This window comes from Amycolatopsis sp. NPDC023774, from assembly GCF_040639695.1.
GTDB lineage: Bacteria > Actinomycetota > Actinomycetes > Mycobacteriales > Pseudonocardiaceae > Amycolatopsis.
In genome coordinates, this window is sequence record NZ_JBFAAJ010000043.1 from 35245 (window position 1) to 46912 (window position 11668).

General features: G+C 68.7%; 8 protein-coding genes. 5 read left to right on the plus strand and 3 right to left on the minus strand.

Translation table 11 applies throughout. The annotated features are described in order from the left end of the window. Positions 1–3204 precede the first annotated feature (3204 nt). The 4 genes from rsmG to AB0F91_RS42735 all read left to right on the plus strand — a co-directional run bounded on the left by rsmG (position 3205) and on the right by AB0F91_RS42735 (position 6680). Entirely contained in the window at positions 3205–3885 is a 681-nt protein-coding gene (gene rsmG / locus AB0F91_RS42720) for a 16S rRNA (guanine(527)-N(7))-methyltransferase RsmG (protein WP_360607486.1), read from the plus strand. Positions 3886–3972: 87 nt separating this feature from the next. Next, on the plus strand, positions 3973–4899 hold the full coding sequence (locus AB0F91_RS42725; RefSeq protein ID WP_360607488.1) for a ParA family protein: 927 nt from the start codon (positions 3973–3975) through the stop codon (positions 4897–4899). Next, the gene (locus AB0F91_RS42730; RefSeq protein WP_360607490.1) at positions 4896–5915 is read left to right on the plus strand and encodes a ParB/RepB/Spo0J family partition protein; all 1020 of its coding nucleotides are present in this window, start codon (positions 4896–4898) and stop codon (positions 5913–5915) included. The genes AB0F91_RS42725 and AB0F91_RS42730 overlap by 4 nt, the downstream gene beginning before the upstream one ends. Before the next feature lie 153 nt (positions 5916–6068). Further along, positions 6069–6680, plus strand: a complete 612-nt coding sequence (locus AB0F91_RS42735) for a DinB family protein (RefSeq protein WP_360607492.1) — start codon at positions 6069–6071, stop codon at positions 6678–6680. Here the strand turns inward: AB0F91_RS42735 and AB0F91_RS42740 are convergent, their stop codons facing one another. Both AB0F91_RS42740 and AB0F91_RS42745 read right to left on the minus strand, forming a co-directional pair. Beyond that, complete coding sequence (locus AB0F91_RS42740; RefSeq protein ID WP_360607494.1) at positions 6681–7625, minus strand: D-alanine--D-alanine ligase; 945 nt, start codon at positions 7623–7625, stop codon at positions 6681–6683. It lies immediately after the preceding gene. Between the two features lie 33 nt (positions 7626–7658). After that, a complete protein-coding gene (locus AB0F91_RS42745) occupies positions 7659–8978 on the minus strand; it encodes a PLP-dependent aminotransferase family protein (protein ID WP_360607496.1) in 1320 nt (439 codons plus the stop codon). 183 nt (positions 8979–9161) lie between these two features. Between AB0F91_RS42745 and AB0F91_RS42750 the strand changes: the two genes are divergently transcribed. Further along, positions 9162–9806, plus strand: a complete 645-nt coding sequence (locus AB0F91_RS42750) for a GNAT family N-acetyltransferase (protein ID WP_360607498.1) — start codon at positions 9162–9164, stop codon at positions 9804–9806. Here the strand turns inward: AB0F91_RS42750 and AB0F91_RS42755 are convergent, their stop codons facing one another. After that, positions 9807–10355 carry an SRPBCC domain-containing protein gene (locus AB0F91_RS42755; protein ID WP_360607500.1) on the minus strand — a complete coding sequence of 183 codons (549 nt, stop codon included), beginning with the start codon at positions 10353–10355 and terminating at the stop codon, positions 9807–9809. Between the last annotated feature and the right edge of the window lie 1313 nt (positions 10356–11668).

Below are 11668 nucleotides of genomic sequence, written 5' to 3' on the forward strand. Positions count from 1 at the left end.
GATCTGGACGCAGCACTGAGTATTGCGAAGCACTGAGCAGAAGCGGCCCGCCGGATTTCCGGTGGGCCGCTTCTTTCGTCCCCGCTCTCAGTCTTTGCTTTGTTCCGCCGTAGTGCGTGCGCCATTGGCTCTCGTCTCGGGTGGCCTCTCGCCATGGGCGGCCTCTCGCCCCAGGGTGACCTCCCGCCATGGGCGGCCTCTCGCCGTGGGCGGCTTCACCACCGTGCGCCCACCTGGCCCCGGCCTGGACCCGCCACACCGGGCACCTTGCCACCATGCCCCGGCTGCGCTTCCGCGCTTGCCGCCGTGCGTCGCGCGCTGCTGCCACGTTCACCACCTCGTTACGTGCCAGAACCCAGTCTCCAACGGCCCGCGCGCGCCGCTGGCTGTTGCGCTGGGCGGCCTCACCACTGTGTCCCCGGGCCGGCTCCCTGCGGCGGTTCTCTTGCCGTCGTACCCCCGCACCTTCCTGCGCCGCGCTCATCGCCTCGTTACGTGCCGAGACCTGGTCTCCACACCCGCGCACCACTGACTCCCGCGCTTGGCAGCCTCACGACCGTGCCCCCAGACCGGCTGCTCCCCCACGCCCGCCCCACTGGCCGCTATGCCCACGAACCGGCTCCTGCGCTGGGGGCTGCCTCACCATCGTGACCGGACTCGCTTCGCGAACCCGTCTACTGGTCGCTGTGCCCGCGAACGGGCTCCTGCGTTGGGCGGCCTCACTACCGTGTCCCCGGACTGACTCCCCACGCCCGTCCACTGGTCGCTGTGCCCGCGAACCGGCTCCTGCATTGGGGCCTCACGATCGTGATCGGACCCGTTTCCCGGGCCGTCTACTGGTCGCCATGCCCGGGCCGGCTCCCGTATTGGGGCCCTCACCGTCGCGACCCAATCCGCTCCCCAGGCCGCCAGACCCCGGACCGGCTCCACGGGCTCGGGCCGCACCATCGTGCACGGGACCGCTCCCCGCGCCGGTTCTCTTGCCGCTGTGCCATGAACCTGCTCCCCGCGCTGGCGACTGCACCGCCGTTCCCGGACTCGCTTCCTGCGCCGGTTCGCTTGCCGCCGTGGCCCGAGCCGATTCCCGTGCTCACCCTGTGCCCCGTGGCCGAAACCTAGTGCCGCGGGGCATTGCTTTGGCCCGCTGGCTCGAACTCGCTCCCGTGCCCATCGCCTTGGCCCCGTGACTCGGATCCACCTCAGCGCTTGCTGCCGTACCCCCCGCGGCTCCTACCCCATCGCCCGAACCGGCTCCCGCGCTCGTCGCTGTGCCGCCAGGCGTAAATCTCCCTCGTGCCCATCGCCTGGCGTCGTGACCCGGGCCTGCTCTCTTGCTGATCGCGCTGCCGTCGCACAACTGCGGCTCGGGATCACTCTCACACTTGCCGCCTCGCCGCATTGGCCCGACCAGTTGCGGAAAGTCGTAGCCTGCCACCTTGGTCTGTCTGCTCCCGTGCTCTGGGCCGCGCACCTGCTCGCGCCGCCGGGCTCCGCACCGGCGTCATGGCTCGCAGGTGTCGGACTGCAGGGCAGGGGACTCCGCACCTGCTTCGTCCATAGCTCCGCAGGGCTCCGGCCTCACCGCGACTCTTTCCACTCCCACCCAGTCGACTACCTACTGCGGTTTCCTGCGTCACTCAGGCTGCGCGAGCGACAAGGCTCACTCCGTCGCCGGATCTCCAGCCGCTTCGGCCTCCACGCCCGAGCCCGCACCAGCCGGGACCCCTCGCCCAGCCACCCGAGCGTTCTCCGGCGCGCTCAACCGACCCGCCACTCGCAACCCTCGCGCATCCCCGGCATCCCGGGCATGGCGGCTCAACCCCGCGCACCTTGCGGCGACCCCGCACCCGCGGCACCCCAACCATCCACAAGCCACGGTGCTTCCCGGGTTTCTGCCGACTCGGTCGACTGAACTCGCCACGCGAACACTCCCTGGCGGCTCGACCGCCGGCCAGCGTTCAGGCGACGCGACTCCACCGGGTTCCCTTTCCATCCATCGAGCTAGGCGAGGTCAGCCGCCGCGGTCGATCCGTACGCGCCACCCCGCGCACACTTGGAGAAGCAAGGTCGACCACCTGCGGGTCCTCCCAATCGCGCCTCCGCATCCACCGATACCGCGACCGCCCACGCCGCGCGGATGCACGTCGGTACTGCCGTCGCGGATGACTGGATGCGTTGCCCGGCACGCCTCGACGTGACTCTGTCCCCGACCGAGCTCGCCTCAGCCCTCATCGCTGGAAGCTGTCCTTCGTTTCACCATCCCGCAGGCCGCCTGGCGCAAGTGGATTGGCCCCAGCAGACCGCCAACCCGCGACACCGCTGCCTTCATCCGTGCGCCACCTGAGCGCTCGGAGTGGCTCGGGTGCCGTGGGTCCGCCCACGCAGGCTGGCCGGGACGCTTCAGAACACCCGCCGGAACGCCACCACGAGGCCCGTATTCGCGAAGAAGACCTCACCCCGTCAGTTCGTCCGGACTAGCCGGTCTCGCGCGGCGCCGGCCGTCGAGGCGGCGGAGTTCGCTCCTGGCAACGCGGCTCATCGAGACGCCTAGGCGCCAACTGCCCGAGAGTTCGGATCCGCGTTCTCGTGCTCGGACGACCGGCACCTCTGATCTAACGCTCGGCCCTCAGTCCTGCCTCGGGCGGTCGGCCGGCGGCAGGCGTGGCCGAGCGAGTGCCGGACGCAGCGCGCACAAGGCGGCCGGTGCCGCGAACGTCTGGCAGCGACCTTCCAGCCGCTCTTTACGCCAGCCCGCTTGCGTGCCGAACCGGTTGCCGCGATCGCCCACTGGCCTGTTTACGGAGCAGGGCCCGCCGTCGGTTCATCTGACTGATCGCTCTCGACTCAACCCTCAGCGGCGCCTTCGAAGGCTCTCTCGAGGGTCGCTCGCTTGGACCGATCCCCTGCCCGGGCGCTCGCGTGACCTTCGCTCCAGAGAGGTCGTCTCAGCCATTGGCGGCGCCTGCCCATGGGCGGTATGCCCGCGCGCGGAGCGAACGGCGGGTGCGCCGTTTCACGTGAAACGGCGCACCCCGTAGCGACCACCCCTCCGCCGTGGTTTCACGTGGAACACGGCTGTGGACACTCGAATCCCCGAGTGGAGTTGTCCACAGTTGCGGTCTGTCGGCTCGATTTGGGCTCGGCATCGGGGACAATCGAGCGAGTGCGTTTCACGTGAAACGCGCGGACCGAGGAGTGGGTTTCGTGAGCTTGGACGGCGCCACCGCGATGGTGCGGACTGCGGCGGCGGAGGTGTTCGGGGAGCGGGTGGACCGGGCGGCTGGGTACGTGGAGTTGCTGGCTACACATGGGGTCGAGCGGGGGCTGATCGGGCCGCGTGAGGTGGAGCGGTTGTGGGAGCGCCACGTGCTGAATTCGGCTGTGATCGGGGAGCAGATTCCCGACGGGGCGCGCGTGGTGGACGTCGGGTCGGGGGCTGGGCTTCCGGGCGTGCCGCTGGCGATCGCTCGACCGGACCTCGCTATCGTTCTTCTCGAACCCATGGCCCGCCGGGTCGACTGGCTGGCCGAGGTTGCCGAGAAGCTGGAACTCCCGATCACCATCGTGCGTGGACGCGCCGAGGAGCGTTCTGTGCGTGAGCAGCTGGGTGGCGCAGACGTGGTCACGGCTCGCGCTGTTGCTCCTCTCGCTCGTCTCGCGGGCTGGTGTCTTCCACTGGTTCGCCCCGAAGGTCGTCTGGTTGCGCTCAAGGGGGCCAGCGCGGGAGAGGAAATCGAGCGAGATCGCGTGGCTGTGCGGAAGGCCGGCGGTGCCGATCCAGAACTCGCCGAGTGCGGGAAGGCAGTGCTCGAGATCCCCAGCACGGTCGTGATGATCCGCCGCCTGCCACCGAAGCCGTCCCGGCCTCGCGGCAGGCGGAGTTAAGCGTACGAGTGCGGTCGCGACGTTCCACGTGAAACACCGCGGTCCGAACGCCAACGAGTCGTCTATCAAAAGGAGGTGTCGAGCCCGGTGAATCCCCGACCGTCCGACCCTGCGAGCACCGGCCACGACCTGGGCTGGACGCCGATCGCCGAAGAAGCCGTCCGAGCCGCGAGCGTTCTGCACCCGAAGGAGGGCGCGCTCCCCCGCCCGCTCCGTCGCCGCGTGCTGACGGTCGCCAACCAGAAGGGCGGCGTCGGCAAGACGACAAGCGCCGTCAACCTCGCTGCCGCGCTCGCGGTGCACGGGCTCAAGACTCTGGTGATCGACCTCGACCCCCAGGGCAACGCCAGCACCGCGCTCGACATCGATCATCGCTCCGGCACGCCGTCGATCTACGAGGTGCTCATCGGCGAGGTGTCAATCGCCGAGGCGGCCGCCGTGAGCGAGCAGTCGTCGAACCTGTTCTGCGTGCCCGCCACGATCGACCTCGCCGGCGCGGAGATCGAACTCGTCTCCATGGCGAACCGCGAGACGCGGCTCAAGGAGGCGCTCTCGTCGGAGATCCTCGACCAGATCGGCGTTGACTACGTCTTCATCGACTGCCCGCCGTCGCTCGGCCTTCTCACCGTCAACGCGATGGTGGCCGCGCAGGAGGTGCTCATCCCGATCCAGTGCGAGTACTACGCGCTGGAAGGTCTCGGGCAGCTGCTGAGCAACATCGAGCTCGTGCAGCAGCACCTCAACCGCGAGCTCCGCGTGTCCACGATCCTGCTGACGATGTACGACGGGCGCACCAAGCTCGCCGACCAGGTCACGAACGAGGTCCGCAACCACTTCGGCGACACTGTCTTGAAGACCGTCATCCCGCGCAGTGTGAAGGTCTCGGAGGCGCCCGGCTACGGTCAGACCGTGCTCTCCTACGACCCCGGTTCACGTGGCGCCATGAGCTACCTCGACGCCGCCAAGGAGATCGCGGTGCGTGGCGCGACCGAAGGAAGGAGCAGTACCGCATGACTGAGCGCAGAGGAGGGCTGGGGCGGGGGCTCGCGGCCCTGATCCCGACCGGGCCGGCCACCACCGCTGGCCCGGCGCCCTCCCCCGTCGAAGGTGGCACGTCCGCGGACAAGGCGGCGCGTGAGGACAAGGGCTGGTTCGCGGCTAACGGTGCGGCGACTCCCGTCAGCGGCGAGGTCGCCGGCGCGGTCTACCGGGAGATCCCGGTCAGCGCCGTCAAGCCGAACCCGAAGCAGCCCCGCCAGGTCTTCGACGAAGAAGCGCTCGCCGAACTCGAACACTCCATCCGCGAGTTCGGACTCATGCAGCCCATCGTCGTCCGTGAACTGGGCGACGGCGCGTACGAGCTCGTCATGGGCGAGCGGCGCCTGCGGGCGTCGCAGCAGGCGGAGCTCGAGGCGATCCCCGCGATCGTCCGGCAGACCGCCGACGAGTCCATGCTGCGCGACGCGCTGCTGGAGAACATCCACCGCGTCCAGCTGAACCCGCTCGAAGAGGCGGCCGCGTACCAGCAGCTGCTCGACGAGTTCGCGGTGACACACGAAGAGCTCGCCAGCCGCATCGGCCGCAGCCGCCCCGTCATCACCAACACGATCCGCCTCCTCAAGCTGCCGCTCGCTGTGCAACGTCGCGTGGCCGCGGGCGTGCTTTCGGCCGGGCACGCGCGGGCGTTGCTGTCGCTCGAAGATCCGGAGAGTCAAGAAGAGCTGGCGGCTCGGATCGTCGCGGAGGGCATGTCGGTGCGCGCGACCGAGGAAGCCGTCACGCTGAAGAAGAGCGAAAAGCCGGCGAAGCCGAAGCCCGCTCCCCGCAAGCCGATTCAGGCACCGGGTCTGCAGGAACTGGCCAACCGCCTGTCCGATCGCTTCGACACCCGAGTGAAGGTCGACCTCGGCCGACGGAAGGGACGCATCGTCCTCGAGTTCGGCTCGGTCGACGACCTCGAACGCATCGTCTCGATCATCGACGCGAACTCGAGCGAAAAAACGGCGAATCAGACAGAGGAAACCGACTAGGGATCACCCCGGGTCGTTTCGTCACGGTGATGATTGCTCACCGGAAGGATGATCGGAACTCTGGGTGGTCGCCGCGGGCGCGGAAAAATCGGCGGTCGCGCGGCGCGGAATCCGGGAGAGTTGGGGGAAACAGCTCTCCCGAAGGAGCGTCCCGTGATTCCTCCGCGCCTGGCGCCGTTGCTGAGTCAGTTCGACTTCGCGTGCGAACGACTCATCGCTCGGCTCGGCGGGCCGGCGGTCGACAGCGGCGACGGCACCCCCGTCTCCGTCGACCCGATGACCGACGACGAGTTCCGGTGGGAGCCGGTGCCGGACTGTAGGTCGGTGCGGCGGCGCTTCGAGGGGCCGGGGCCGCGCGCGTCGTTCCTCGCCGGCCGCGGCGACTGGGGCCGCGACTCGGCGCCTCACCCTCACCCGTGGCCGCCCCCCGTCACGACGATCGCGTGGCGGCTGAGTCACCTGACCGAAATGCTGTTGCTGCGCACCGACCACACGTCAGGCAGCCACACGCTGACCCGCGACGACTACGTCGACACCGGCGACGCCGCAACCGCGGACGCCGCGTTCCGAACCGGCGCGGCCGCGTGGCGGAAGGCTTTCTTGAGTGTCGACGACGCAGCGCTCGACACCGCGGGCCTGTGCACTTATCCCCATGGCAGCGACCCCGAAGAGCCGTTTCTCGAGATCGTGTGGTGGGTCAACCAGGAGGTGCTGCACCACGGCGCCGAAATCGCGCTGCTGCGAGATCTCTACCGAGCGCGGTGATCAGCGCGCGACGGCCCGCGCCACGAGATCCGCGAACACCGACCCGAGCGATTTCCCCGCTGCCTCAACGGCCATCGGCACGGTCGACGTCTCCGTGAGACCCGGCGACAGATTCACCTCGAGGAAGTGCACCGTGCCGTCGGCGGTGATCACGGCGTCGGTGCGCGAGATGTCGCGCAGGCCGAGCCAGCGGTGCGCCGCCACGGCCAGCTCGCCGACGGCCTTAGCCGCTTCCTCGGAAATGCGCGCCGGCGTGAAGAAGTCGGTGAGGCCGGCCGTGTAGCGGGCGGTGTAGTCGTAGACGCCGCTCTCCGGCACGATCTCGACGGCCGGCAGCGCCTCGGCGCCGTGCTCACCTTCGACGACCGTCACGGCTACCTCGACCCCGTCGATGAAGCGTTCCGCCAGCACGGTGTCGCCGTACGCGAAGCAGCCGACCATCGCCGCCGGCAGCTCGGACGCCTCGCGCACGACCTGAGTGCCGAGCGCCGAGCCGCCCTGGTCCGGCTTGAGGATCATCGGCAGGCCGAGGCGCTCCACCATCGCGTCGAGCACCGACTGCGCGCCGAGCTCACGGAAAGTGCTGTGGGGCAACACAATCCAGTCCGGCGTCGAGAAACCGGCCTGCTGTACGAACGCCTTCGCAGTCGGCTTGTCCCACGCGCGGCGACAGCCCTGCGAGCTCGTGCCGACGAAGGGCACGTCGAGCATTTCCAGCACCGTCTGCACAGAGCCGTTCTCGCCCTCTCCGCCGTGCAGCGCGACAACGACCGCGTCAGGACGCTGCGTACGGAGACGTTCCAGCAGTCCGGCGTCGGTGTCCCACTCCTCCACGGTGAGCCCCTCGGCGCGCAGCGCGGCCGAAAGCCGGCGGCCCGAACGAAGGGAGACGTCGCGTTCGTGGGAAAGCCCGCCTGCGAGCACGGCAACGGTACGGTCGACCACCGTGGGAACTCCTTAGGTTTTGCTGCGGACCGGTCAGACCGTGTCCGGCGACGGGGTTTCCGACCCCGAGATGGTGCGTGCCTTCACGCTACCGAAGGTGCGGCTGAGGTCCATTTCGGACTCCAGCACCGCCGCGAGCCGGCGCACGCCTTCGCGGATCCGTTCGGGCGTCGGGTAGCAGTACGACAGGCGCATCTGGCGCGAGCCGTAACCGTCGGCGTAGAAGCCGGTGCCCGACGCGTACGCCACGCGCGCGGTGACCGCGCGAGGCAACATCGCTTTGGTGTCAACACCTTCCGGCACCGTGACCCACACGTAGAAGCCGCCTTCGGGCATCGTCCACGAGCAGCCCGGTGGCAGGTACTGGTTCAGGGCCGAGATCATCGCGTCGCGGCGCTCGCGGTAGTTCTCGCGGAACTTCTTGACCTGGCCCTTCCAATCGTGCGTCGCGAGGTAGCGCGAGACGATCATCTGGTTGAACGTGGGTGGGCACAGCGTCGCGGATTCCGCCGCCAGCACAAGTTTTTCGCGCACGGCGTGCGGCGCGAGCACCCAGCCGACGCGCAGGCCGGAGGCGAACGTCTTCGAGAACGAACCGAGATACACGACGTTGTCGGGGTCGAGCGAGCGCAGCGCCGGGTAAGTCTGGCCGTCGAAGCCGAGCAGCCCGTATGGGTTGTCCTCGACGATCAGCACGCCGTGCTCGCGGCAGATCTCCACGATCTCTGCGCGGCGATCCACGGAGAGCGTGACGCCGGCGGGGTTGTGGAAATTCGGGATGGTGTAGAGGAACTTGACGCGTCGGCCGGTCTGCTCGGCTTGGCGCAGCGCCTCGCGAAGGCCTTCGGGCACGAGGCCCTGGTCGTCCATCGCGACGTGCACGACCTTCGCCTGATACGCCGCGAAGGAGCCGAGCGCGCCGACGTACGAAGGGCCTTCGGCGATCACGATGTCACCGGGGTCGCAGAACAGCCGAGTGACCATGTCGAGGCCCATCTGCGAACCGACGGTGACCACGACGTCGTCCGGGTGCGCCTTGATGCCTTCGAGCGCCATGATCTCGCAGATCTGGTCACGCAGCGTGGGAATGCCGTGGGCCGACCCGTATTGCAGCGCCACAAGACCCTCGTCGGCGATGATCTCCGCCACCTGCGCCGACAACGTGTCCAGCGGCAGCGCGGCGAGGTTCGGCATACCGCCGGCCAGCGACACGACCTCGGGCCGGCTCGCCACCGCGAAGAGGGCCCGGATCTCCGAAGCGGTCATCCCGGCGGTGCGCGCTGCGTACCGGTCGAGGTGAGGGTCGAGATTGTGGCGGCCGGCTTGCGGCTTGACGGGGCGGTTCTCGGTCATCGACACACCTGAGGGCTCGGTGGTACCTGCGGGTAGATCCATCGAGTGTAACCAGGGCCTCTTCCTGGTCCCCGCTCTTCCGGCGCTCATCACATCGTCCTATTCTTCGAGTGGCTCTTTTGGTTGTTCCTGCGCTCATGCGGGGAGCGGATGCCGGTCGTGAGGGACTCGGGGAGGTTTCAGGTGTCACGTCGCGTGGTGGGCGTCACACTCGACAATCTCGAAGACCTGCCCAAGAGCTGCCGCCGGTGCGTCTACTGGGAGCTCGCGCCGCACCTCAAGGCCCAGGCCGAGGAGTTCGGCTCCACCGAGGTCGAGAAGGAAGCGTGGGTCTCCAGCGTGCTGCTGGAGTGGGGCTCCTGCGGCCGCATCGTCTACAGCGACACATTGCCGGTCGGCTTCGTGCTGTACGCGCCGCCGAACGCCGTGCCCCGCTCCCTGGCCTTCCCCACGTCGCCGCCCAGCGCCGACGCCGTGCTGCTCACCGCGTTCCAGGTTCTGCCGGAGTTCCGCGGCGGCGGCCTCGGCCGGATGCTGGTGCAGGCCGTGGCGAAGGACCTCACCAAACGCGGTGTTCGCGCCATCGAGGCTTTCGGCGACGCCGTGCCCGACGAGGTCGACCCGATGGGCCAGCACACGTGCGTGCTGCCTGCGGGTTTCCTGCAGAGTGTCGGCTTCAAGACGGTTCGGCCGCACTCGAAGTGGCCGCGGCTGCGGCTGGAGCTGCGTTCGGCGATCACCTGGAAGGAAGACGTCGAGGCGGCGTTGGAGCGGCTGCTCGGCCAGGTGACGATCACGACCGCGGAGCCGAGTCTCGGGCGGGCTTGATCAGCTGTTCTCCAGCTGGTTCTTGAGCTTGGTGAGGCTCTCGCGCCAGTAGGCCTTGAAGTGGTTGGCTGTCTCTTCGTCGACAATGCGCTCGTGCGCCAAGGCGATCTGGGTATTCGTGCCTTTGTCGACAAATCCGATGTTGACGCGCGTGGCTCCGTCGTTCCAGTCGAAGCGCGCCGACTTGTTCTGTTGCGTCTTTCTGGTGGTGAGCCCATCGCCGTCGAGCCACTTTTCCCGCGCGGCCGGCTCGGCCACGGCCTTGCAGACATCCTCGACACTTGCCTCGATCGTCCGGCTCGCACTCACCGTGAACAGCCCGTTCCGACCCCCGTTGCGCGGCCGCAACCCCCGGGACCGCTCGTACTCGACGGTCACCGTCTGTACCCACCAAGTGCCCATCTGCTGCTCCTCGATGAGCCTGCCGACGATCTCCCAGTGGCTCTGACCACGCGCTCCCCTTGCGTCAAGTACCTCACCCCACTCGCCGAACCCGCGCCCGGTTGCCTTACGCACCGCATCGTCCGAGGTCAACTTCGTGCCACCCATGGCAGCCCTCCTTGTCTCGTCACCCCGAACGTCGCCACCGGCCCCGCCTCTTCGACACACCCCCCGAAAGATCTTCGTGACCCCGGCTTACCACGGTCTTACCCCGCCCGAAATACCCGATTTCCACAGCTGTGCACAACTGTGGAAGAAACCCCGAGTTATCCACAGATCCCTGATAGACGCCGTGGAAAACCTGTGGATGAGTAGACTGGATCTGGGGACGCCCCCGAGGAGGGCGGGGGCTGCCCCAAGGTGTGGTGTGTCCACGGCGGGACGGGCGCAATGGGTTGTGGCGGTCGGCGGGAGCGGTCGAAACGGTCGCGCGGCTCCGGTTGCGGGTGGGCGGTGGACTACTCCACCCGGGTTGGCCCGTGCACCGCCCGGGGTGAGGTTGGGGCCGCGGTTGTGCACAGGGCGCCAGCGGTCGGCGGTGTGTCACGCGGTGAGTGCAGCTGGTTGTGCGGATGTGGGTGACTACCCAGAGTTGTTGTGGGTAAGTCCGCCGAAGGTGCTGCGGCCGGGTGGGGTTGGGCCGGGTGCGAGGCTGCGGTGACGGTGGGTCCGGCCGTGTTGGGGTGGTGGGGAGAGCTCGGGATCGGCGACGGGCTTCAGGAAGGCCAAGCATCTGGCCGGAGTGGCAGTGGATCGGCGTCCGGAGGCGGCGATCTGCGGCCGCCCACGGAGGGCTTGACTTTGGCGACCTGCAGCTCGAAGGCTTACGGACGGCGGAGCAGATCAGGCCTCTCAGCGGCGGCGCCAGCCGAGGCCCTCCAGCCAAGGCGCCCGCCGGCGGCGCCATGCGGCGCTGTAAACGGCGGCCCCGGCGCACCGACTTCCAAGCTGGAGCCAGTCCGACGGCGGGGCTTGCGCCCGGACGCACACGCGAGGGAGTGGCGGTGGCGCCCGGTGCAGCCGATCCGCACCCAGCGCAGTCCGGACAGTGGCCTGGTTCTGTAATTCGGCGGGATTGCGCGGCGACCGGGTGCCAGCCTGCAGCGATCGCAGCTGGCGCCCGTGGTCGGTCGCAAAGAGCTTGGCGGCTTGGGCTGGGAAAAGCGAGCGGGCCCTGTCCTCGGAGGCCCTGTCCTCAGAGGCCGTGGTTGGTGGCGAGCGCGGAGTCTGGAGAGCTCGGTCCGGTGGCCATTTACCGGCCAGCGATCAACGGCCGGTGACCACAACTTGGCCTGGCGGCCCGGTCCTCTGCACTTCGTGGCGGGTTGTCAACGCTTCGGGAACCTTGACCCCGGGTGGTCTCGGGAAAATTGACCCCGTGCGCGGTGTTGTCGTCTAGTTCTGGTCGGTGTTCTGCTGCT

What these genes read in the sequence shown, in the direction of transcription:
- AB0F91_RS42730 (WP_360607490.1), top strand. Translation starts at nt 4,896, where the DNA reads ATGACTGAGCGCAGAGGAGGGCTGGGGCGGGGGCTCGCGGCCCTGATC.
- AB0F91_RS42745 (WP_360607496.1), bottom strand. Translation starts at nt 8,978, where the DNA reads ATGACCGAGAACCGCCCCGTCAAGCCGCAAGCCGGCCGCCACAATCTC.
- AB0F91_RS42755 (WP_360607500.1), bottom strand. Translation starts at nt 10,355, where the DNA reads ATGGGTGGCACGAAGTTGACCTCGGACGATGCGGTGCGTAAGGCAACC.